The organism is Dietzia lutea (assembly GCF_003096075.1).
Taxonomy (GTDB): Bacteria; Actinomycetota; Actinomycetes; order Mycobacteriales; family Mycobacteriaceae; genus Dietzia; species Dietzia lutea.
The window spans coordinates 88,099-107,529 of record NZ_CP015449.1; the positions used below are offsets into that span (position 1 = coordinate 88,099).

Sequence of the window (19,431 nt, forward strand, 5' to 3'; positions counted from 1 at the left end):
TGGCGCGCGCACCGGCACTGGCATCGGCACCGTCGCTGATGGCGGCCACACTTTCGGTGGCGTCCGGTGAGGAGGCGTTGTCGCTCATGGCGGCGACGCTACCCGTGGCCGCCCGGGCCCGGGGACGCTTGCGCATCGGTCGAGGCGCCTTCAGACGAATCCGCCCCTCGGATTACGTCTTGCCCCCGGAGTTCCGCGAGCGGATCGACTTCCGAGGGGCAGATCGCGATTTGAAGGGCAGATCGTGCGGCGGAAGCCCGGCATCGTCTGCTGCAGGGCCCCGCCTCGCCCGCCACAGAGACCCGAGAACACCGCGTCGACTGCGGCCGAGCCGCCTCCGCAGCCGCGCCGCCTATCGAAGCACGCGCCACCCGTGGGGCCCCATAGGCGGCGCGTGATCCGATAGGCGGCGTGTACCTCGCTGGGCGGCACGCAGCCCCGGACCATCGGAGCGGATCAGATGATCAGACGCGCGCCGGGTCAGCCCGCTCCCACACGCGGTGGTTGGCCAGCAGCGGCTTGAGCGCGGGCAGCACGCCGGCCGCGGAGTCCACCGAGACCACACCCGGGGCGTTCGTGCTCAGCCCGACGTCGGCGAACTGGTCGACGGGCGCGAGCGTCGCGATGGCCTTCTTGTGCCGGAACATCTCGCTGATGAGGATGTCGGTCCGCGGGTGGGTGGGGAGGTCGACGACGACGAGCGCGTCGAACTCGATGGACCGCTGCGTCTGATAGGTCCTGGACACCGCGACGGCTCCACCGGAGTCCGGGTCCCCGTCACCCAGCATCCCGCCGGTCGGGGCGATCACCAGCGGCACCATGTCGTCGTCGAACACCGCCTGCACGAGCTCGGAGACGGCGTCGACGTCGGAGCTTTCGGTGACGAGGATGCCGATCTGACGCCCGTCCGACGGCCACTCCTTGCCGATCTGCGAGAGGGCCGGGCTCGTGACGACCTCGGCGACGGGCACCTGAGCCGGCGCGGGCAGGCCCAGGCCGGTGGCCACGGTGACGGCCAGGTCGTGGTCGATGTGCGCGAGCTGCTCGACCTGCCGGATCTTGATGGCCTCCTCGTAGCACTTGCCCAGCTCGAAGGTGTAGGCGTCGGCGACGTGCTCCTTCTCGACGTCGGTGAGGCTGTTGTAGAACAGCGTGACCTGCGAGAAGTGGTCGTCGAAGCTGGCCGGGGTCGCCCGCTCGATCTGCGACTCGGCGATGTGCTGCGCCACCTCGACCAGCGCGGCGTCGTCGGTGCCGGCCATGAACGGACAGCCGCCGTCGAGGCTGTTGGGCTGGTACGGGGCCACGCCCACGTGGTCGGCGGACTGGTGGAAGCCGTCGCGGAACATGTCGTTGACGGGCGCGTGCGGCCGGTTGATCGGGATCTGCCCGAAATTCGGCCCGCCCAGGCGCGTGAGCTGCGTGTCGAGGTAGGAGAACAGCCGGCCCTGCAGGAGCGGGTCGTTGGTGACGTCGATGCCCGGCACGAGGTGGCCGGGGTGGAACGCCACCTGCTCGGTCTCGGCGAAGAAGTTCTTGACGTTGGCGTTGAGCTCCAGGGTGCCGATGACCTGCACCGGCGCCAGCTCCTCGGGCACGATCTTGGTGGGGTCGAGCAGGTCGATGCCGTGGAACATCTCGCTGACGCCGTTCTCGTCGACCGTGTCCGGGAACACCTGGATGCCGAGGTCCCACTTGGGGAACGCGCCGGCCTCGATGGCGTCGGCCAGGTCGCGGCGGTGGAAGTCGGGGTCCATACCGGCGGTGATCTGGGCCTCCTCCCACACCTGCGAGTGCACGCCGAGGTGGGGCTTCCAGTGGAACTTCACGAGGCTCGTCTCGCCGGCGGCGTTGATGAGCCGGAACGTGTGGACGCCGAAGCCCTCCATCATCCGGTACGAGCGCGGGATGCCGCGGTCGGACATGTTCCACATGGTGTGGTGCTGTGCCTCGGTGTGCAGGGAGACGAAGTCCCAGAAGGTGTCGTGCGCGCTCTGGGCCTGCGGGATCTCACGGTCGGGGTGCGGCTTACCGGCGTGGATGACGTCCGGGAACTTGATGGCGTCCTGGATGAAGAACACGGGGATGTTGTTGGCGACCAGGTCCCACGTGCCCTCGTCGGTGTAGAACTTGGTCGCGAACCCGCGGGTGTCGCGGACGGTGTCGGCGGACCCGCGGTTGCCGAGCACGGTGGAGAAGCGGACGAAGACCTCGGTCTCCTTGCCCTCGGCGAACACGCCGGCCTTGCACACGCTGGCGGCGGCGCCGTTGGCGCGGAAGACGCCGTGCGCGCCGGCGCCGCGGGCGTGGACCACGCGCTCGGGGATGCGCTCGTGGTCGAAGTGCATGATCTTCTCGCGCAGGTGGTGGTCCTGCAGCAGGACGGGGCCGCGGCGTCCGGCCTTCTGCGAGTGGTCGGTGTCCGACACGCGGGCGCCCTGCGCGGTGGTGAGGAAGGCGCCCTGCTGGCGCATGACCTCCTCGCGGGCGGTGACGGAGCCGGGCGGCTCGGCGCCGGTCGGGCCGTACGGGGTGGCGCCCTTCTGGTCCGCCTTGGGCGGTAGCGGGCTGGTGGGCTCGGTGGGCTCGTCGACGGTCGGCGGGCGGGAGCCGGGTGTGCCGGGGACGACGTCGGCGGCGCCGACCAGGTCGTCGGCGAGTTCCTCGGCCTTGTCCACGATCTTCTCGGCGGCGGATCGGGCGGCGGACTTGGAATCTGACCTCTTGTCGGGCATGGCGCTCCTTCTCGGGGTGGAATCGGACGTCCAGGACTGCTGGCCCCCCGCGGTCGAGCGGGGGGAACCGTGGGCGCGATTCTGCCCCTGTCCGTGCACGACGCAACCGCTCGAACGCGGGGAGAAAACCTTCACCTGCGCTTATTCTCGTGAGATGGAATCACCCCCGGTCGCCCGCGAGCACCTGCCCTATCCGGTCCTGCTGGCGGCGGCGTGGTCCGCGTGTCTGCTCCTCATCGCCGGTGGTGGCTGGCTCCTCGGGCAGGCGATCGGCCGGCTGTCGGTGATCATCGCGCCCGTCGCGATCGCGGTCCTGCTCGCGGCCATGCTCAGACCCCTCGTGGACCGGATCCCGCAGCGGGTCCCGCGTGCGGCGGCGGCCCTCGTCGTCGTCATCGGGGTCCTGGCGGTCATCCTCGCCGCGCTGGCGGCGGTCACCACCCAGCTCGCCACCGGCGTGCCCCGGATGCGGGAGCAGATCTCGACCGGAACCGACGCGGCGTTGCGGTGGCTCGAGGAGGGGCCGCTGCACCTCACGGCCGACCGGCTGCAGGAGGCGGTGGGGCAGGCGCGGGCGTGGATCGAGTCCCACTCGGAGGCCGTGGCGGCCGGCGCCGTCCACTTCGGACACACCGCCGTCGACGCGGTGGCCGGGGTGCTCATCTGCCTGGTGGCGCTGTTCTTCTTCCTCTACCACGGCGAGAAGCTGTGGGAGTTCTTCGTGCGCTGGCTGCCGCGCGCGAGCCGCGAGCACGTCGACTCGGCGTTCCGCCACGGTTGGGGCAGCCTGGGCGCGTACACGCGGACGCAGCTCACTGTGGCTGCGATCAACGCGGCGGGGGTCGGGATCGGCGCGGCGTTGCTGCGGGTGCCGTTCGTGATCCCGATCGTCGTGGTGGTGTTCCTCGCGTCGTTCGTGCCGATCGTGGGGACGCTGGTCGCGGGCCTCGTGCCGACGGTGTTAGCGCTGGTCGAGCGGGGTCCGGCTATCGCGATCGCGATGCTCGCGATCGTCGTGGTCGTCCACCAGCTCGAGTCGCACGTGCTCCAGCCGATCCTCATGGGGCACGCCGTGGCGTTGCACCCGCTGGGCGTGATCCTGGTGGTCACGGCCGGCACGTACCTGTTCGGGATCGTCGGGGCGCTGTTCGCGGTGCCCGTGACCGCGATGGCCAACACCATCGTGCGGTATCTGGCGAACCGTGGCGGCGGGGGAGCCGACGGCGGTGGTCCGGGGCCGGGCCTGGTGCCGGAGGTGGACGAGGTGTCGGGGCCGGACCACGAGGGTGACGACGACGAGGACGACGACGAGCCCGGCCCGCGAGGTGGTCCCGCCCGGGCCGGCGACCCCGCGGGACCGGCCGACCACGCGGCGGCGGATGCCGGGCCCGCCGCCCGGTGAGCCGTCACATGGGCGCGCGACGCGATACCCCGGGCGGCGCCGAGGGTGATCCTGGCGGCGTCGTCGAGGTGGTCCGCTCGAGCGTGGTGCGTGCGCCCCGCGAGCGGGTGTGGGCGCGCGTCGTCACCGCTGACGGCGTCGCCCACGAGTTCGGACCCGTGCTGACCATGCGGTTCCCGTCCGCGCTCGCCGGCACGTCCATCGCCGAAGTGCCGACGGGCCGGCCGGTCGGGCGGGCGTGGATCCTGCTGGCCGGCGTGATCCCGCTGGAGTTCGACGACCTGACGATCCTCGAGGACTCGGCGTCCCGGTACTTCCATGAACGCTCCCGCCTCGGCTCGTGCCGCGTGTGGGAGCACCGCCGCGACCTCGAGGCGCTGCCCGACGGCACGACCCGCGTCACCGACACCCTGCGCGCCGTGCCGCGGGCGTTGCTGCCGCGGTCGGTGGTGCGGGCGGTCGTCGGGGCGCTGTTCACCCACCGGCACCGTCGGCTCGCCCGGTGGGCCGACACGACGAGCGGGACCCGCTAGAACCAATCACCCGGGAAGTAGCCCGCCAGCGCGCCGGCCGGTTCGCGGTACGCCCCGTCGACGGCGGCGGCAGCGGCCGCGGACGCTATCCCCGGCGTGGCCGCGCGCGTGACGGCGGAACCACTGGCACGCGAAACCGGCCACGCCGGCCGCGCCCTCGGTCGCCACGACGGTGATGCCCGAGCAGAATCGGCCGAGCAGCTCCCGCAGCGCCACGGGGTCGTGGTGGTCGATCACGGAGTCCGGGTGAACGAGGTCCATGGGATACAGGTACCCCGCGGCGCCGGGCCGGGACCGCCGACTCCCGGTGAGCGGGATCTGGGCGCGTGAGAATCGGTGCGGAGGGAAAGCTGTGGCCATGACCGATCGCGCCCCCGCCACACCCTCCGCTCCCGCCCGCGTCGCCGCCACGCCCACGGCCCCCGCCGCTCCGGCCGCCGGCGCACCCGCCGCCATGTCCTCCGCCGAGCCCCCGCTGCTCGAGCTGGCCACGGACCGGGGCGTGCTGCGCTACCGCGAGGCCGGTGACGGCCCGCCGCTGCTCCTGCTGCACGGCTCCGGCCCCGGTGTGACCGGATGGCGCAACTTCTCCGGTAACGTGCCGGCGTTCGCCGAGCACTTCCGGACGATCGTGCTGGAGCTGCCCGGCTTCGGTGTGAGCGACCCGGCCGGCGATCAGCACCCCATGGCCTCCGCTCAGACGGCGGTGCAGGACTTCGTGGACGGCCTCGGTCTGGAGCGGCTGAGCCTGATCGGCAACTCGATGGGCGGGTTCGTCGCGACCCAGTTCGCGCTGGACCGTCCCGAGCAGGTGGAGAAGCTGGTCACCGTGGGCGGCGCGGGTGTCTCGATCTTCTCCCCGGGCCCGGGGGAGGGCATCATCCGGCTGTCCGCGTTCGTCGAGGACCCCACGCGCGAACGGCTGATCGAGTGGCTGCACTCGATGGTCTACGACAAGTTTCTGGTGACCGAGGAGATGATCGAGCAGCGCTGGGCGCAGGCCACCGATCCCGAGACCCTGGCCTCCTCCCGACTGATGTACGGGCGGGAGGCGCTGGCGGCGATGGCGGCCGCCCCCCGTGACGCGGCGGTCGTGCCCGCGTGGGCCAGGCTCGGTCAGGTGCAGGCGCCGACCCTGATCACCTGGGGTCGGGACGACCGGGTCAGCCCGGTGGACATGGCGCTGCTGCCCCTGCGGATGTTGCCGCGCGGCGAGATCCACGTGTTCCCGAACTGCGGGCACTGGGTGATGATCGAGCAGAAGGCGGCGTTCGAGTCCGTCGTGCTGGGATTCCTCACCCGCGACGTGAACAACGCCACGTAGTCGGCCTTACCCGGAGGCGCGCGCGAGCGCGCACAATGGGGCCGGGCGCCCTGCTGCGGCGAGGGACGGCGCGCGGGTCGCTCCCGAGGGGGACGCACATGCGCACCGCACTGCTCCACGGACGCGAACTGGCCTACCGCGAGGCGGGCGACGGTGAGGGGAAGCCGACGCTGCTGCTCATCCACGGGATGGCGGGCAGCTCGGTCACCTGGCGCGAGTTGATCCCGCGCCTGGAGTCCCACTTCCACATCCTCGCCCCCGACCTGCCCGGCCACGGCCAGAGCTCGCTGGAGTTCGACGACTACTCGCTCGGCGCGATGGCCTCGGCGCTGCGCGACCTGCTCGTGGCCAAGGGCGTCACCCGCTGCACGGTCGTCGGGCAGTCACTCGGCGGCGGCGTCGCCATGCAGTTCGTCTACCAGTACCCCGAGTTCTGCGAACGGATCGTCCTCATCGGCAGCGGCGGCCTGGGCCGGGAGGTCAACTGGATCCTCCGGATGCTCGCGGTGCCGGGGGCGGAGCTGCTGCTGTCGGCGGCCGCCGCGCCCTGGTTCATCGACGCGGGCAACGCGGTCCGCCGGTTCCTGGGCGACAAGGGCATCCGCGCCGAGGCGATGGCCGAGTCGTGGGCCGCGTACGAATCGCTCGGCCGGCCCGGTCACCGCCGGACCTTCTTCAAGACGCTCCGGTCGGTCGTCGACAACCGCGGTCAGGCGGTGTCCGCCACGAACCGCCTGCACCTGGCTGGACGACTGCCGTTCCAGTTGATCTGGGGCGACCGCGATCCCATCATCCCGGTCTCGCACGGCCACGACACCCACGAGGCGATCCCGGGCAGCCGACTCGCGGTCGTGGAGGGCAGCGGTCACTACCCGCACGTCGAGGACCCGGCCGCGGTCGAGCGCGTCATCACCCAGTTCATGGCCGAGACCGAGCCCGGGCACATCGACCACTCGACGCCCGGAGCGGACGCGGCCACGGAACCGCGGACCGCGGACTGACCGGCCCCCCGACATGACGCGGCCCCGGCTCCCTCGCGGGGCCGGGGCCGGGAGCCCGATCGGGCGATCAGACCGTCAGAGACTTACGACTCACTCGACAGGGCCGGGGGCGATCGCGGGGTCGGCGTCGGGATCGATGACCTCGTCCTCGACGTCGGCGTCCTCGTCGGCGTCGTCATCATCCGGGACCTCGGCGTCGATGCCCTGGAGGATGTCGATCGCGCCCTGGATGTCGCCGGAGAACGCGGCGTCCACGGCGAGCTGGGCGTTGAGCGCACAGTCCTCGCCGCTCAGGCCGGGCGCCACACCCTGGGCCGAGCCGAGGAAGTCGTAGGCGTCGATGGTGCCGCACAGCTGTTCGGCGATGGCGGAGACCTCGGCGGGGGTCTCGACGTTCTCGCCCGCGCCGAGGCCGGGGACGGCGCTCTGGGCCGAGGCGAGCCCGGCACCGGCGAAGGACAGGGCGGCGGCGGAACCGATGACGGCGATGGTCTTCTTCATATGCGTCACACCTTCCTATCGGGATTCCGGGGGATCTCCCCGGCGATATGAGCCACACGGTAACGACCCAACCGGCGCCTGGCTGTGACGGTGCTCACGCCCGGGGGCGTGTCGGCCAGACGTGCAGGCCAGCTGTCCAGGGAAAACGTGGACTGTACGAATTCTTCTTCATCTGTCCACCCGGACCGCCTATCGTTTGCCGGACCGGTCGACTTCGGGGAGTCTTAGCTCATGAGTGGAACCGCCGAGATCTATGACGCCGTCCTCGACCCGGGCAAGCTGGACTTGCTGCGTGCGTGGGTCCGTCGCCAGGACTGGTTCGACGGTGATCCCGAGCGCCTCGAGCAGGTGACGACCTACCGGTTCGTCGACCCGGACGGCGAGGTGGGGATGGAGTCGTTCCTGCTCTCCGACGGCTCACGGACCTACCACGTCCCCGTGACCTACCGGGGTGCCGAGCTGCCCGCCGCCGCCGATGCGCTCGTCGGGACGATGGAGCACTCGGTCCTCGGCCGGCGCTGGGTCTACGACGCCCTCGCCGACCCCGTCTACGTGACCGAGGTCTGCCGCGTGATCAGCCACCGCGACACCGCCGCCGACCACCTGCAGGTCGAGGAGGGCACGGTCACCCCGTCCCCGGTCAATATCCGCGGCGGCGGCGACGGGCTCGGACAGTCCCCCGAAGCGAGTCCGCGGGTCATCCGCGTCGTCAACGAGGAGAACGACGCCGAGGCCGACCGTCCGCTCATCGGCTCCCCGGGCACGCTCAGCGGGACCTGGGAGGACGGGGACGGCACGCACACCGCGGTCCTCGTCGTCGTCACCTAAGCGGGGTTCCCACCCACCGCGACGCGGACGCCCGCCCCGACGGATGCCGGGGCGGGCGTTCGTGTTGTAGCGGCGGCGGAGTCCGACGCCGGGCCGGATCAGGCGTTCTTGATGGCCGAGATCTCCAGCTCGAGGGTGATCTTCTCCGAGACCAGCACGCCGCCGGTCTCGAGCGCGGCGTTCCAGGTCAGGCCGAAGTCGGTGCGGTTGAGGGTGGTGGTGCCCTCGAAACCCGCGCGCTGGTTACCGAACGGGTCGGTGGCGCTGCCCTCGTACTCGAACGGGACGGTCACGGACTTGGTGGTGCCCTTGATGGTGAGGTCGCCGGTCACGTCGACGCCGCCCGAACCGTTGGGGGCGATCTTCGTCGAGGTGAAGGTGATCTCGGGGTAGTTCTCCATGTCGAAGAAGTCGTTGGACTTCAGGTGGCCGTCGCGGTCGGCGTTACGGGTGTCGATCGACGAGGCGTTGATGGTCACCTCAGCCTTCGCGCCCTCGATGCCCTCGGCGGGCACGGTGACGGTCCCCGTGAAGTCGTTGAACGCGCCGCGCACCTTGGTGATCATCGCGTGACGCGTGACGAATCCGAGACGCGTGTGCGTGGGGTCGAGGGTCCAGGTGCCGGTCAGGTCGGTGAGGTTCGCGGTCATGGTGACTCCTTGGGTGATCGGTCCGGTCGATGCCGGACGCTTCCTTGTTGTTGTATCACCAACGATAGGACGGCTCACATGACGTGTCAACTACCGCATACCGTGAGTCAGCTCACATCCCCGGCGTGGGCTGAGCCGGCCTGCCCGGCGGCGGCGGGAGGGTCCGCGCGGGAGCGGCCGCCCAAGCCGGGCCCGGTCAGCCCACCCGCCGCCGGAGGAAGTGCACTGCGTGCTCGACCGCGCCGGAGTGGCACGGCCGGCCGGCGAACAGGTCGAAGTGGTCACCGGGGTAGTGGCGGACCTCCGCGCGCGCGGCGACCGCCGCCGTGGCCGCGGCGTGCGGCGGGGCGCTGCGGTCCAGGTCGGCGATCTGGAACAGGACGGGGACGACGGCGAGGTCTTCCGCGTGCCGGCCGGGCCGGAAGGAGCCCAGCTCCGCGCCGATCGAGGCGCCCACTTCGTTCCGCCACGAGGGTCCGGCGACGGAGGTGTACGCCTCCTCGTACCCGTCCAGGGAGAGCAGGGCGGAGGAGCCGGGCGGGCCGACCAGGGGCAGTTTCGGTTCCTCCCGTCCCGCCGCGGCCGCGATCTTCGCCACGACCGCCGTGCCCGTGGCGCGGAGGAGGGAGGTCGGCTTGTGCTGGCGGGCGGCGGCCGCCGCGGCGGCCCGGCCGTCGACCAGGGGGATCATCGCGATCACGGCGGCGATGTCGTCGCGCCCGCGGGCGACCTCGAGCACGTGGCCGCCGGCCAGCGAGCAGCCCCACAGGATGATGCGCCGCGGGTCGACACCGGGCTGGGCGGCGGCGGCCGCGATGGCCGCGCGGTAGTCGTCCTGCTGGCGGGCGGGGGAGACGACCTGGCGCGGGCTGCCGTCGGAGCGGCCGAAGCCGCGGTAGTCGAAGGCCAGCGCCGCGTACCCGGCGTCCGCGAACGCCTCGGCGAAGGGCATCAGGCCCGAGTCCACCGTGCCGCCCAGTCCGTGGGCGAGCACCACGGCCGGACGCCCGGCGGCCGGGTCGCTCCCGGCGCCGACCCCGGAAGTGCCCGTGTCGGCGGCGGGCAGGAAGGTCCCGCGGCACTCGGCGGCGTCCGTCCCGGTGCCCGAGCGGAAGGCGACGTCGACGGTCGTGGTCATGTGGTTCTCCCAGGATCGGCCGCGGGGTCCACCGCGGGGTCGGGGCGGCCGTACACCGTGCGGACCCACATGTCCGCGGCGACGGTGAGCAGCGGTTCCCGCGTGCGGCCCGGGTCGTAGGCCAGCTGCTCGAGGACGGTCTCGTTGATGTGGATGAGCCCCACGGCGAGCGCGTCGGCGTCGACGCCCTCCGGGGCCCGGCCGGCCGCGCGCTCGGCGCGGAGGAACTCGGCGATCTGCACGGCGAGCGCCCGGCGGCCGTCGTCCCACAGGTCACGGGTCTGGGCGTGCTTGCTGCGCGCGGTGAGCAGGGCCCGGTAGATATGTGCCTTGTCGAGAACGCGGTCGGTCAGCCGCTCGAGCGCGGCCGTGACCCGGGTGCGGAAATCCCCCTCGCCGCGCACCGCGGTCTCCACGGCGGCGTGGGCCTCGTCCTGCACCATCGCCAGCAGCACGCCCACCGCGGCGGCCTTGGAGTCGAAGTAGAAGTAGAACGCCGACCGGGTGATGCCGGCGGACTCGGTGAGGTCGGCCACCGAGATGTCGTCCAGCGCGGTGGTCTTGAGGCGGTCGTCGAGCGCGGCGAGCAGGGCCTCGCGCCGCCGGTCGCCTCGTGGGGAGGTGGTGCCGGACGGCGCCGCGGGTGTCATGTCGTCACCTTGGGCCGGAGGGCGGGGCCGTGGGCGCGGGCGCGGTCGAGTCCTCGGGGTATCTCACGGGTACGCATGTCGTGTTCATACAGGAAGTAGTCGACCTGCTGCTGGTGCCGGGGCGTGTCGAGCATGTGGCCGATGTACTTCTTCTCGTCCTCCACGATCACCTGCTTCATCTCCTCGACCGGCGGGGTGCGGTAGAGGCCGGCCGCCCACGCGGCCACGAGCCGGGCCTGCGCCTCGACGAACGGGAAGAGGGTGGGCGTGGCCTGGGCGAACCCGACGAAGGCCAGATCCTCGACGCCCGGGGTGAACATGCGCTTGTACAGCGGCACGTGGTTGTGCTCGTCGGCGCTGAGGAAGTCCCGGTCGAAGAACGGGAACGTGGTGTTGTAGCCCGTGGCCTGGATGATGACGTCGAACTCGGCGCTGGTGCCGTCGGCGAAGTGCACGGTCCGGCCGTCGAGGCGCTCGATGTCGCCCTTGGCGGTGACATCGCCCGAGCCCAGGCGCAGCGGCAGCTCGACCGATTGCGTGGGGTGGGCCTCGAAGAACTTGTGGTTGGGCTTGGGCAGCCCGTACGACTCCGGGCGCCCGGCTGACATCGGCTGCATCGTCTGGATGACCTTGCGCTGCCACGAGTACGGCAGGTACGGAAACGTCGCGAAGTACTTGTCGGCCGGCTTGCCCGCGATGTACTTGGGTACGATCCACGCGCTCGACCGGGTGGAGAGCGTGACCTCGTTGCGCATCACCTTGGACGAGAGCTCCACCGCGATGTCGGCGGCGCTGTTGCCCAGGCCCACCACGAGGATCTTCTTGTCCATGAGGTGCAGCGGCGTCCACGGGTCGATGTAGGCGTGGGAGTGGATCATCTCGCCGGTGAACTCGCCGGGGAAGTCGGCGAACCGTGGGTCCCAGTGGTGCCCGTTGCCCACTACGAGGGCGTCGAACAGGTGCGACTCCGTGGGGCCCGTGCCGTCCGCGCCCGCGGTGGTGAGCTCCCAGCCGCCCTCCGGCAACCGCTCGGCGTGCATGACGCGGGTCTCGAACTCGATCGATCCGAGCAGGTCGAAGGCCTCCGCGTAGTCGTCGAGGTACTGCTTGATCTGCGAGTGGTGGGGGAAGTCCGGGAACTCCTCCGGCATGGGGAAGTCGCGGAAGCTCAGCTGATGCTTGGAGGTGTCGATGTGCAGCGAGCGGTACGCGCTCGAGCTGCCGTTGGGGTTGTCGAACGCCCAGTTGCCGCCGATCCGGTCCGACGCCTCGAAGCACACCACGTCAATCCCGTAGTCGCGCAACATCTTCACGGTGGTCAGGCCGCTGATGCCCGCGCCGATCACGGCGATCCTGCAGGTCGAAGTCATACGAACCCCTTCGGCGCGGTCCTCGGCGAGGCACACTCACCAGGACAGAGAGCTATGGCGCGCATCACACTATGGTCCGTGTTGACGACCGTCAACGGCTTCCTCTGCCGGGGTGTCGCGCACGGTCGACGCCCCCCGTAGACCCGAGGGGAGGCCGCATGGCCGATGACGATGCGCAGGTCCGCGCCGCGGGCGGCGACGTGGCCACCGGCCGTGGGGAAGTGACCGGCCCCGCGCGCGCGGCGGTCGTCGTGGGCGGCGCCTCGGGCATCGGGTGGGCGACCGCCCGCGCCCTCGCGGCGGCCGGGTGGCGGGTGACGATCGCCGATCTCGACGCCGACCTCGCCGCGGCGCGTGCCGCCGAGCTCCCGCCCGCGGCCGGCCACGCGCACGAGGGCCGCCGCGTCGACGTGACCGAGGAGCCCTCGGTCGAGGCGCTGTTCGCCGACACCGCGCCGGACCTCGTGGTCACGACGGCGGGCGTGAGCACGCTCGGCCTGGTCACCGACCACGACACCGACGAGTTCCGCCGCGTCGTCGACGTGTGCCTGACGGGCGCGTTCCTCGTGCTCAAGCACGGCGGGCGGGCGGTCCGCGACGGCGGCGCGATGGTCGCGATCGCCTCTCTCAACGCCCGCCAGCCCGGGCGTGGGATGGCGGCGTACTGCGCGGCCAAGGCGGGCCTGGTGATGCTCGCGCAGGTCGCGGCGCTCGAGCTCGGCGAGCGCGGCGTGCGGGTCAACACCGTCTCACCGGGCTTCCTTGTCACTCCGCTCACCGAGCCGGTGCTGCAGATCCCGGGTCTGGCCGAGGAGTACGCGGAGAACGCCGCGATCGCCCACCGCGGGACGGCCGAGGACGTCGCGCGCGCGGTGCTGCACCTCGCCGACGCGGAGTGGATGACGGGCGAGGACGTGGCGATCGACGGCGGCGCCCAGCTGCGCCGCTACCCGGACGTCCTCGGCCTGGCGACCAGGGCCTTCTCGTGAGGGCGGTGACGTGACCGCGGTCCGCACGCCGAGCCCGGCCGGCGCGACCGCGATCGTCACCGGCGGCGGCTCGGGGATCGGCGCGGCACTGGTCCGCGCGCTCGTCGCCGCGGGCGCGCACGTGGTGGTGGCCGACCTCGACCTCGCCGCCGCGCGCCGGGTCGCCGAGGAGGTGACGACGACGAGGTCCGCCCGGGCTGGCGCTCCCGCAGTGGCCGGGACCGCGGAGCCTGCACGCCTCGACGTCACCGACGCCGACGCGGTCTCCGCCCTGGTCGGGCAGGTCATCTCCTCCCGCGGCGGGTTGGACATGATGTTCGCGAACGCCGGCATCACGTGGGGCGGGGACACGGAGCTGCTGAGCCTCGACCAGTGGAACGCGATCATCGACGTCAACGTCCGCGGGGTCGTCCATTGCGTGCACGCGGCGTACCCGCACATGATCGTCCGCGGCTCCGGGGCGCTCGTGCTCACCGCGTCCATGGGCGGCCTTTGCCCGGCGGGCCTCATCACCAGCTACGCGATGACCAAGCACGCGGTGGTCGGACTGGGCCTGTCGCTGCGGGCGGAGGCGGCCGATCGCGGCGTCGGGGTGACGGTGGTGTGTCCGGCGGCCGTGGACACGGCGATCCTCGACAAGGGCCAGCTCGACGGCTTCGACGGGCGGCGGTTCTACCTCGACGGGCAGGGCGTGCGGCGGCCGCTCGACCCCGACCGGTTGGCGGCGTCGGTGCTCGCGGGAGTGGCCCGCAACCGCGCTCTCGTCGTCGAACCCGTCCGCGCCCGCGCCACGTGGCGCCTCCAGCGTCTCGCCCCGGGCCTCATGGACCGGATGATCGCCCGCTACGTTCGGGCCTCCCGCGCCGGCGCGCGGTAGGCGGCCCCCGCACCGCTAGGTGACGGATCAACTATGCTGGGCGCATGAGCACCGCAGCCCCCGGACCACAGCCCCGCGTCGCCTTCGGCCTCGACACCTTCGGCGACACCACCGTCGACTCCGGCGGCCGGCCCGTCCACCACGCGCAGGTACTGCGCGACGTCGTGGAGCAGGCCGTCCTCGCCGATCAGGTGGGCGTCGACGCGATCGGCGTCGGCGAGCACCACCGCCCCGACTTCGCGGTCTCCGCCCCCGACGTGGTCCTGGCCGGCATCGCCACGCGCACCGAGCGCATCACCCTCGGCTCGGCGGTCACCGTCCTGTCCAGCGACGACCCGATCCGCGTCTTCCAGCGCTTCGCCACGATCGACGCCCTGTCCAACGGCCGCGCGGAGGTCGTGCTGGGCCGCGGCTCGTTCACCGAGTCGTTCCCGCTGTTCGGCTTCGACCTGTCCCAGTACGAGCAGCTGTTCAGCGAGAAGCTGGACCTGTTCGCGGCGCTGCTGCCCGAGGGGCCGGTGACGTGGTCGGGCGAGCTGCGGCCGCCGCTCGTCGACCAGCACGTCTACCCCAAGACGGAGAACGGGCTGAGCGCCTGGATCGCGGTGGGTGGCAGCCCCGAGTCCGTGGTCCGCGCGGCCCGCTACCGGATGCCGCTCATGCTGGCGATCATCGGCGGGCCCGCCGGCCGGTTCGCGCCGTTCGCCGACCTGTACCGCGAGGCCAACGCCCAGCTCGCCGGGGCCGATGCGCCGCGCCTGCCGGTCGCCGTGCACTCGCCCGGCTTCGTCGCCGAGACCGACGCGAAGGCGGCCGAACTGTCGGTCCGGCACTGGCTGGTCAACCGCAACCAGATCGGCCGCGAGCGCGGCTGGGGCGACGCGACCGAGGCCGACTTCCACCGCGAGGTCCGCTCGGGCGCCATGTACGTCGGCTCGCCGGAGACGGTCGCGCAGAAGATCGCCACCACGGTCCGCACGCTGGGCCTGGACCGCTTCGACCTCAAGTACGCCAGCGGCCCCACCCCGCACGAGGACCTCATGACCTGCATCGACCTGTACGGCCGCAAGGTCATCCCGCGCGTGCGGGAGCTGCTCGCCGAGGCGGGGTACACGCCGGGTGTGCCGCAGACGGTCTCGCGTCTGTGACACGACGTCTGTGACGTAGCTTTCGTCCGGCGTCCGGAATCTGCGCGATCCGGCGCGGCGGGTTTACGGTGATGCCATGTTGTTCGCTTTCTCCGTCGCCCCCACGTCCACCGCGGACGCGTCGGCGTCCATGAGCAGGGCGGTCGCCGAGGCGGTCCGGGTGGTCCGCGAGTCCGGCCTGCCGCACGAGACGACCTCGATGTTCACGACCATCGAGGGCGAGTGGGACGAGGTCATGCCCGTCATCCGCGCCGCGACCGACGCCGTGCTGGCCGTGTCGCCGCGGGTGTCGCTGGTGCTCAAGGCGGATCTGCGGCCGGGCCGCTCCGGTGAGCTGCGCGGGAAGGTGGACCGGGTCGAGCGTCACCTCGCGGGTGGAGACGGTGCGGCCGGCGGCGGGGACGGTGCGGCCGGCGGCGGCGCCGTGACCGGTGGGGGCGCCGTGTCCCGCAGGGGCGCCGCGTCCGGCGGGGGAGTGTCCGACGACGACGGGGAGTTCCGCTCGTGACCTCACCCCGCCCGTTGGATCCGACGGCGGAGCCGGCTGACAGGGTGTTCGAGCACCTGAGCCGTCCGCGGGGTGGGGCGATGATCGCGTACGTGGTCGCCACCGCGGCCGGCGGCGTCGGAGCGCTGGTGATCGCGGTGGTCCTGCTGCTGTCGGGGTCGGCGAGCGCGGTGGACGTGCTGCTGTGGGCCGCGATGGCGGTGCTGCTGCTGGGCGCGGCCGCGCACCGCTGGTGGTTGGGCGGGCGCAACGAGGAGCGCTCGCGTCGTATCGCCGCGGCCATCCGGCCCGAGCAGGTCGCCGCCGCGATCCGGGGATCGTCGGGCGAGATCGACGCCGTGCGTCGCCTACGCGTCTCCCACCCGGGCCTCGGGCTGCGGCACGCGTACGACCTGTACCAGCACTACGCGCGCGAGCACCGCTGACCGCTCAGGGCCCACCGCCGGCCGGCCGGCGCGCACGGCCTGAGCAGCGCTGGCTCCGTTTAGCAGCCCCCGGCCCCGCCGAGCGCCCCGGCGACGAGCGCGTGCGTCCGCCCGTCGACGACCATCCCGCCGTGCGAGTTCGGCCCGCCACCGCACGCGTCCTCGGTGACCACCCAGCGCACGCCCGGGCCGGGCACGAAGCTGCGCTCGGGCGGCAGCAGGTGGTCGCCGCGCGTGGCGATGAGCGTGTAGCCCACGCCGGGCAGGAACGGGGTGCGGTCGAGGCCGTACCAGGCGGTGATCATGGGGCTGCCCGGTGACAGCTCGGCCAGTCCCCGCAGGTTGGCGGCCCACAGACCGAGGCCGGCGATCTCGCGCGGCAGCTGATGAGGGATCAGCCCGCTGTTGTCGGCGCCCCAGTAGCCGCCCACCGAGACGACGTTCGCCACGGCGCCGGGCCGCAGCACCTTGGTGGTGTAGCCGGCGATCGCGGCGCCCTGCGAGTAGCCCACGAGGTCGACCTGTGGCGCCCCGGTCACGGCCCGGACGTGGTCGATCACCCCGGCCAGCTGCGGGCCCGCCGCGGCGACGATCGAGTCGAGGCCGCCGCGGGCCGGGTTGTCGGCGTAGGCGCCGAGGGTCGGGGCGACCACGCAGAATCCCTGCCGGCGCAGCGGCTCGCCGAGCCGCGGCAGGGTGTTGGCGCCGTTGTCGAAGGTGCCGTGCACGAGGATCACGGGGCGCGGCCGAGCGGGAGTCGGCCGGCATGTCACGGGCGCGTCGACCGCGGCGGGCGGCCCGGGGGCGCCGATCGGCCCGTTGATGCCGTTGAGGGCCTCGGTGACGTACGGCCCCAGCTCCCCGGCGGGGTCGAGGTCGCGCAGCTGATCGGCGAGCGGGCCGAGTTGTCCCGCCAGGGGACCGAGCTGACCAGCCAGGGGGCCGAGCTGGTCGAGCGGGGACTGCGCGTGCGCCCGCGGCGCAAGGTCGCCAGCGGCCTGCGCCGACCCCACCGCGGCGGCGAGCGGGATCGCCAGCGGGAGGGCGGCCAGCGCCCCGGCCAGTCGCGACCGCGCTGATCGGCGTGTGGATCCGCGCGCGGGGCGGCGGCCGGGGGAGCGTGCGGGTGTGCGAGAACCGAGCATGGAATCTCCCCCGGGACGCGGGCGGTGAGCACCAGTATGCGAGCCCCGCGCCGGATTGGGAACACAATGACCTCACGAATCCGCGGCGCCGAGCGACTGCTCATCGAAACGCGCCACCCGCGCAGCCGGCCGAGGGCGGGGCGCGCGGGACGGCGATCACCGACAAGGGCAGGATCTACACCCATGAGGGCAGCGTTCGACGCCGCGGTCGACCGACACGGGGCCACCGTGCTGCGGATCTGCCGCGCGGTTCTGGGCCCCGGCCCGGACGCCGACGACGCGTGGTCGGAGACGTTCCTGTCCGCGCTGCGGGCGTGGCCGGAGCTGCCCGAGGACACCGATGTCGAGGCGTGGCTCGTCCGCGTCGCGCACCGCCGCGCGGTCGACGTGGTCCGCCGCGCGTCCCGTGCCGCGGTCCCGACCGGCGCCGCCGACGACATCGCCGTGCTCGACGCGCGCGCACCGGGACCGGGCGGGGTGCGCGCGGGTGGCTCGGGTGGAGCCCCCGGAGTCGACGACGACGAGGTCGACCCCCGAATCTGGGACGCGGTCGCCGCCCTGCCGACCAGGCAGCGCCTCTGTGTGGCGTACCGGTACCTGGGCGGTCTCCGCTACGCCGAGATCGCCGAGCTCACGGGCGGCACCGAGGCGGCGGCCCGGCGTGCGGCCGCCGACGGGATCGCCGCCCTTCGCGGGACACTCATCCAGACCCAGATCCAGACCCAGACCCGGGCACAGTCGCAGTCCCCACCGCAGTCTCAGGAGGTCGCGCCATGACCGAACACGACATGATCGAGCACGACGCGCCCGGCCGGTCCCCGCTCGACGGCTCCCTGCCCGATGGGTCAGGGGGCGGCGACACGGTCGACGCCCTGCGGGCCGCGCCCGCCGACACCGGCCGGCTCCGCGACCGCCTCGCCCGCGACGCCGAGCGCGAGGGCCTGGCCGACGTCGTCTACCGGACCGTCGACTCGCCCATCGGGGGCCTGCTCCTGGCCGCGACCCCGGTCGGCCTGGCGTACGTGGCGTTCGAGGTGGAAGACGCCGACGCGGTGATCGCGACCCTCGCCACCCGCATCGGCCCCCGCGTCCTGCGGGCGGATGGAGACTCGCCGGTCCTCGACGCGGCCGCCGCGCAGATCGGGCAGTACCTCGCCGGCGACCGCCGCGACTTCGACCTGCCCCTCGACACCCGCCTCGCGACGGGCTTCCGGGGCGAGGTCCAGCAGCACCTGGCCCGCGTGGGCTACGGCCGCACCGCGACCTACCGGGAGATCGCCGCCGCCCTCGACCGGCCCGGCGCGGTCCGCGCGGTGGGCACGGCCTGCGCCACGAACCCGCTCCCGCTGGTGTGGCCGTGTCACCGGATCCTGCGCTCGGACGGTGGGCTCGGCGGGTACCGCGGCGGGCTCGCGGCGAAGCAGCGGCTCCTCGCGATGGAATCGGCGGCGTGACCGCGGCGCAGCTCGTCGGCCTGTTCGGCGTGTGGGCGGTCGCGGTCGTCTCGCCGGGACCCGACGTCGTCGTCGTCCTCCAGCGCGCCCTCGCCGGGCGGCGGCACGGCGTCGCCACCGCGCTGGGGATCGTCGCCGGCCTCACGGTGTGGCTCGGGGCCGCGTTCGCCGGCGTCGCCACGCTCGTGCGCGTGTACCCCCAGGTCATGACGGTCCTGCAGGTCGCGGGCGGCCTGCTGCTCGCCACGCTCGGCGTCCTCGGCCTGCGCGGGTGGTGGCGCTCCCGCAGCGCCCCCGCCGACCCCGCCCCGGCCACCGCCCCCGCCGACCAGCCCGCCCGCACCGCTCCCGCCCCCGCCCCCGCCCCGCAGAATCCGCTACCCGGAGGCGGGATCCGCTACCGCGATAGGAGTAGCGGATCCCGACTCGGAGTAGCGGATCTCGTGCGGCGGGACGTCGCGCGCGGCCTGGCCACGAACCTCGCCAACCCCAAGGCCCTGGTGTTCTTCGGCGCCGTGCTCACGCCGTTCCTGCGCGACGAGGTCTCGGTGGCGTGGTCGGTGGCGCTCGTCGCGGGGATGCTCGCCGTGGCGCTCGCGTGGTTCGCCGGGCTCGCGATGGTCGCCTCACACCGGGCGGTCAACGAGCGGGTCGGGCGGCTGCTGCCGTGGGTCGACCTCGTGGCCAGCGCACTGTTCGTGGCGGTGGGGGTGGCGTTCGTCATCGCGGCGCTCGTCTGAGACCCGCGGGTTA

21 protein-coding genes are annotated in these 19,431 nt (G+C 72.9%); 13 read left to right on the forward strand and 8 right to left on the reverse strand.

What is annotated here, in order from left to right; all coding sequences use genetic code 11:
- Nucleotides 1–464: 464 nt before the first annotated feature.
- Complete coding sequence (locus tag A6035_RS00385; RefSeq protein WP_108846153.1) at nt 465–2,735, reverse strand: catalase; 2,271 nt, start codon at nt 2,733–2,735, stop codon at nt 465–467.
- Nucleotides 2,736–2,889: 154 nt separating this feature from the next.
- Between A6035_RS00385 and A6035_RS00390 the strand changes: the two genes are divergently transcribed.
- Together A6035_RS00390 and A6035_RS00395 are read left to right on the forward strand one after the other, a co-directional pair.
- Entirely contained in the window at nt 2,890–4,137 is a 1,248-nt protein-coding gene (locus A6035_RS00390) for an AI-2E family transporter (protein WP_108846154.1), read from the forward strand.
- Between the two features lie 8 nt (nt 4,138–4,145).
- Nucleotides 4,146–4,670 carry a hypothetical protein gene (locus A6035_RS00395; protein WP_108846155.1) on the forward strand — a complete coding sequence of 175 codons (525 nt, stop codon included), beginning with the start codon at nt 4,146–4,148 and terminating at the stop codon, nt 4,668–4,670.
- Nucleotides 4,671–4,676: 6 nt separating this feature from the next.
- On the opposite strand, the gene A6035_RS00400 is transcribed toward A6035_RS00395, so the two are convergent.
- Nucleotides 4,677–4,931, reverse strand: a complete 255-nt coding sequence (locus A6035_RS00400; protein WP_108846156.1) for a hypothetical protein — start codon at nt 4,929–4,931, stop codon at nt 4,677–4,679.
- Between the two features lie 193 nt (nt 4,932–5,124).
- Between A6035_RS00400 and A6035_RS00410 the strand changes: the two genes are divergently transcribed.
- Complete coding sequence (locus A6035_RS00410) at nt 5,125–5,994, forward strand: alpha/beta fold hydrolase (RefSeq protein WP_108848984.1); 870 nt, start codon at nt 5,125–5,127, stop codon at nt 5,992–5,994.
- Nucleotides 5,995–6,092: 98 nt separating this feature from the next.
- Nucleotides 6,093–6,995, forward strand: coding sequence for an alpha/beta fold hydrolase (locus A6035_RS00415; protein WP_108846157.1), 903 nt, complete (start codon nt 6,093–6,095; stop codon nt 6,993–6,995).
- 90 nt (nt 6,996–7,085) lie between these two features.
- Here the strand turns inward: A6035_RS00415 and A6035_RS00420 are convergent, their stop codons facing one another.
- Entirely contained in the window at nt 7,086–7,496 is a 411-nt protein-coding gene (locus A6035_RS00420; protein WP_108846158.1) for a hypothetical protein, read from the reverse strand.
- 231 nt (nt 7,497–7,727) lie between these two features.
- On the opposite strand from A6035_RS00420, the gene A6035_RS00425 reads away from it, so the two are divergent.
- Nucleotides 7,728–8,324: a maltokinase N-terminal cap-like domain-containing protein gene (locus A6035_RS00425; RefSeq protein WP_108846159.1), complete on the forward strand. Its 597-nt coding sequence runs from the start codon at nt 7,728–7,730 to the stop codon at nt 8,322–8,324.
- Nucleotides 8,325–8,422: 98 nt separating this feature from the next.
- Here the strand turns inward: A6035_RS00425 and A6035_RS00430 are convergent, their stop codons facing one another.
- The 4 genes from A6035_RS00430 to A6035_RS00445 all read right to left on the reverse strand — a co-directional run bounded on the left by A6035_RS00430 (nt 8,423) and on the right by A6035_RS00445 (nt 12,132).
- Nucleotides 8,423–8,974 carry a YceI family protein gene (locus A6035_RS00430; RefSeq protein ID WP_108846160.1) on the reverse strand — a complete coding sequence of 184 codons (552 nt, stop codon included), beginning with the start codon at nt 8,972–8,974 and terminating at the stop codon, nt 8,423–8,425.
- Between the two features lie 196 nt (nt 8,975–9,170).
- Nucleotides 9,171–10,112 carry an alpha/beta hydrolase gene (locus A6035_RS00435; protein ID WP_108846161.1) on the reverse strand — a complete coding sequence of 314 codons (942 nt, stop codon included), beginning with the start codon at nt 10,110–10,112 and terminating at the stop codon, nt 9,171–9,173.
- Nucleotides 10,109–10,762 carry a TetR/AcrR family transcriptional regulator gene (locus A6035_RS00440; RefSeq protein ID WP_108846162.1) on the reverse strand — a complete coding sequence of 218 codons (654 nt, stop codon included), beginning with the start codon at nt 10,760–10,762 and terminating at the stop codon, nt 10,109–10,111. Before A6035_RS00440 ends, A6035_RS00435 begins: the two co-directional genes overlap by 4 nt.
- Nucleotides 10,759–12,132, reverse strand: a complete 1,374-nt coding sequence (locus tag A6035_RS00445; RefSeq protein WP_108846163.1) for a flavin-containing monooxygenase — start codon at nt 12,130–12,132, stop codon at nt 10,759–10,761. The genes A6035_RS00440 and A6035_RS00445 overlap by 4 nt, the downstream gene beginning before the upstream one ends.
- Before the next feature lie 158 nt (nt 12,133–12,290).
- Here A6035_RS00445 and A6035_RS00450 point away from each other — a divergent pair, with 158 nt between their 5' ends.
- The 5 genes from A6035_RS00450 (at nt 12,291) to A6035_RS00470 (ending at nt 16,079) form a co-directional block, all read left to right on the forward strand.
- Entirely contained in the window at nt 12,291–13,121 is an 831-nt protein-coding gene (locus A6035_RS00450) for an SDR family NAD(P)-dependent oxidoreductase (protein WP_108846164.1), read from the forward strand.
- Nucleotides 13,122–13,131: 10 nt separating this feature from the next.
- Nucleotides 13,132–13,998 (forward strand): SDR family NAD(P)-dependent oxidoreductase, encoded by an 867-nt coding sequence (locus A6035_RS00455; RefSeq protein WP_108846165.1) that lies wholly within the window; start codon nt 13,132–13,134, stop codon nt 13,996–13,998.
- A 44-nt stretch (nt 13,999–14,042) separates the two neighbouring features.
- The gene (locus A6035_RS00460; protein ID WP_108846166.1) at nt 14,043–15,146 is read left to right on the forward strand and encodes an LLM class flavin-dependent oxidoreductase; all 1,104 of its coding nucleotides are present in this window, start codon (nt 14,043–14,045) and stop codon (nt 15,144–15,146) included.
- A 76-nt stretch (nt 15,147–15,222) separates the two neighbouring features.
- Nucleotides 15,223–15,654 (forward strand): MTH1187 family thiamine-binding protein, encoded by a 432-nt coding sequence (locus A6035_RS00465; protein WP_108846167.1) that lies wholly within the window; start codon nt 15,223–15,225, stop codon nt 15,652–15,654.
- Nucleotides 15,651–16,079, forward strand: coding sequence for a hypothetical protein (locus A6035_RS00470; protein ID WP_162533964.1), 429 nt, complete (start codon nt 15,651–15,653; stop codon nt 16,077–16,079). The genes A6035_RS00465 and A6035_RS00470 overlap by 4 nt, the downstream gene beginning before the upstream one ends.
- Before the next feature lie 59 nt (nt 16,080–16,138).
- Here A6035_RS00470 and A6035_RS00475 read toward each other — a convergent pair whose 3' ends face one another.
- Entirely contained in the window at nt 16,139–17,224 is a 1,086-nt protein-coding gene (locus tag A6035_RS00475) for an esterase/lipase family protein (protein WP_108846169.1), read from the reverse strand.
- A gap of 183 nt (nt 17,225–17,407) precedes the next feature.
- Between A6035_RS00475 and A6035_RS00480 the strand changes: the two genes are divergently transcribed.
- From A6035_RS00480 to A6035_RS00490, 3 genes are read left to right on the forward strand one after another with little or no spacing between them, the layout of a single operon-like run.
- On the forward strand, nt 17,408–18,001 hold the full coding sequence (locus A6035_RS00480) for an RNA polymerase sigma factor (RefSeq protein WP_108846170.1): 594 nt from the start codon (nt 17,408–17,410) through the stop codon (nt 17,999–18,001).
- Nucleotides 17,998–18,678: a methylated-DNA--[protein]-cysteine S-methyltransferase gene (locus tag A6035_RS00485; protein WP_244192480.1), complete on the forward strand. Its 681-nt coding sequence runs from the start codon at nt 17,998–18,000 to the stop codon at nt 18,676–18,678. The genes A6035_RS00480 and A6035_RS00485 overlap by 4 nt, the downstream gene beginning before the upstream one ends.
- Nucleotides 18,675–19,418, forward strand: coding sequence for a LysE family translocator (locus A6035_RS00490; RefSeq protein ID WP_108846171.1), 744 nt, complete (start codon nt 18,675–18,677; stop codon nt 19,416–19,418). Before A6035_RS00485 ends, A6035_RS00490 begins: the two co-directional genes overlap by 4 nt.
- The last annotated feature ends 13 nt before the right edge of the window (nt 19,419–19,431 follow it).

Excerpts from the sequence above, each read along its gene's own strand:
- A6035_RS00385 (WP_108846153.1), bottom strand. The coding sequence starts at position 2,735 with ATGCCCGACAAGAGGTCAGATTCCAAGTCCGCCGCCCGATCCGCCGCC.
- A6035_RS00390 (WP_108846154.1), top strand. The coding sequence starts at position 2,890 with ATGGAATCACCCCCGGTCGCCCGCGAGCACCTGCCCTATCCGGTCCTG.
- A6035_RS00395 (WP_108846155.1), top strand. The coding sequence starts at position 4,146 with ATGGGCGCGCGACGCGATACCCCGGGCGGCGCCGAGGGTGATCCTGGC.
- A6035_RS00400 (WP_108846156.1), bottom strand. The coding sequence starts at position 4,931 with ATGGACCTCGTTCACCCGGACTCCGTGATCGACCACCACGACCCCGTG.
- A6035_RS00410 (WP_108848984.1), top strand. The coding sequence starts at position 5,125 with ATGTCCTCCGCCGAGCCCCCGCTGCTCGAGCTGGCCACGGACCGGGGC.
- A6035_RS00415 (WP_108846157.1), top strand. The coding sequence starts at position 6,093 with ATGCGCACCGCACTGCTCCACGGACGCGAACTGGCCTACCGCGAGGCG.
- A6035_RS00420 (WP_108846158.1), bottom strand. The coding sequence starts at position 7,496 with ATGAAGAAGACCATCGCCGTCATCGGTTCCGCCGCCGCCCTGTCCTTC.
- A6035_RS00425 (WP_108846159.1), top strand. The coding sequence starts at position 7,728 with ATGAGTGGAACCGCCGAGATCTATGACGCCGTCCTCGACCCGGGCAAG.
- A6035_RS00430 (WP_108846160.1), bottom strand. The coding sequence starts at position 8,974 with ATGACCGCGAACCTCACCGACCTGACCGGCACCTGGACCCTCGACCCC.
- A6035_RS00435 (WP_108846161.1), bottom strand. The coding sequence starts at position 10,112 with ATGACCACGACCGTCGACGTCGCCTTCCGCTCGGGCACCGGGACGGAC.
- A6035_RS00440 (WP_108846162.1), bottom strand. The coding sequence starts at position 10,762 with ATGACACCCGCGGCGCCGTCCGGCACCACCTCCCCACGAGGCGACCGG.
- A6035_RS00445 (WP_108846163.1), bottom strand. The coding sequence starts at position 12,132 with ATGACTTCGACCTGCAGGATCGCCGTGATCGGCGCGGGCATCAGCGGC.
- A6035_RS00450 (WP_108846164.1), top strand. The coding sequence starts at position 12,291 with ATGGCCGATGACGATGCGCAGGTCCGCGCCGCGGGCGGCGACGTGGCC.
- A6035_RS00460 (WP_108846166.1), top strand. The coding sequence starts at position 14,043 with ATGAGCACCGCAGCCCCCGGACCACAGCCCCGCGTCGCCTTCGGCCTC.
- A6035_RS00465 (WP_108846167.1), top strand. The coding sequence starts at position 15,223 with ATGTTGTTCGCTTTCTCCGTCGCCCCCACGTCCACCGCGGACGCGTCG.
- A6035_RS00475 (WP_108846169.1), bottom strand. The coding sequence starts at position 17,224 with ATGCTCGGTTCTCGCACACCCGCACGCTCCCCCGGCCGCCGCCCCGCG.
- A6035_RS00480 (WP_108846170.1), top strand. The coding sequence starts at position 17,408 with ATGAGGGCAGCGTTCGACGCCGCGGTCGACCGACACGGGGCCACCGTG.
- A6035_RS00485 (WP_244192480.1), top strand. The coding sequence starts at position 17,998 with ATGACCGAACACGACATGATCGAGCACGACGCGCCCGGCCGGTCCCCG.